Origin of the sequence: Pseudomonas fluorescens, from assembly GCF_902497875.1 — a bacterium.
GTDB lineage: Bacteria > Pseudomonadota > Gammaproteobacteria > Pseudomonadales > Pseudomonadaceae > Aquipseudomonas > Aquipseudomonas fluorescens_BR.
On the sequence record NZ_CABVHY010000160.1, the window covers coordinates 1 to 1013 of the forward strand.

The 1013-nt window shown below is 63.7% G+C and carries 1 protein-coding gene; it reads left to right on the forward strand.

All coding sequences use genetic code 11. The features are described from left to right. On the forward strand, nt 1-836 hold an 836-nt coding region (locus F8N85_RS34415; RefSeq protein ID WP_150807694.1), incomplete at its 5' end, for an MDR family oxidoreductase. Nucleotides 837-1013 lie beyond the last annotated feature (177 nt).

Below are 1013 nucleotides of genomic sequence, written 5' to 3' on the forward strand. Positions count from 1 at the left end.
GCAGCAGCCCGGTGGTGCGTAAATTCCCCTTGGTGCCAGGGATCGATCTGGCCGGGACGGTAGAAATCAGCAGTCATCCCGATTACCAGGTCGGGGACAAAGTACTGCTCAATGGCTGGGGTGTCGGTGAAAGCCATTGGGGTGGTCTGGCGCAGAAGGCCCGACTTGACGGCGACTGGCTGATTCCCCTGCCGGCAGCGTTCACTCCGGCCCAGGCCATGGCGATCGGCACCGCCGGTTATACGGCGATGCTCTGTATCCTGGCGCTGGAACGCAATGGCGTGACCCCGGAGCAGGGCGAAGTGCTGGTCACCGGTGCCAATGGCGGAGTCGGCAGTTTTGCCATCGCCTTGTTGCACCGGCTTGGTTATCGGGTCGTGGCGTCCACCGGGCGTGTTTCGGAGCATGCTTATCTGCAACAACTGGGCGCCGACGAAATCATCGACCGCGCCACCCTGTCCGCACCGGGCAAGCCGTTGGTCAAGGAACGCTGGGCGGCGGTGATCGACTCGGTGGGCAGTCACACCCTGGCCAATGCCTGTGCCAGTACGCGCGCCAATGGCACCGTGGCGGCCTGTGGTCTGGCCCAGGGCATGGATTTCCCGGCATCGGTGGCGCCGTTCATTCTGCGCGGCATCACCCTGGCCGGAATCAATAGCGTGACCCAACCCAAGGCCAACCGCATCCTTGCCTGGAATCGCCTGGCCAGGGATCTGGACTTCGGCTTGTTGCCGCTGATCAGTCATGAAATAGCCTTGAGCGAAGCCATAGAGGCTGCGCCGCGGTTACTCGCCGGTCAGTTGCGGGGGCGGGTGGTGGTGGATGTGAATCGTTGATCGAGAAATTGCGGAGCCCGGGCCAGGATTTTGAGGCGAGCATCGCACCCCTGTGGCGAGGGAGCTTACTGTGGCGAGGGGGCTTGCCCCCGCTGGGCCGCGCAGCGGCCCCAAAATCAGCCACCGTGTTCCGTCAGGTAAAACCCGTCTGCCGGTTTTACGACTGCTGCGCAGCCG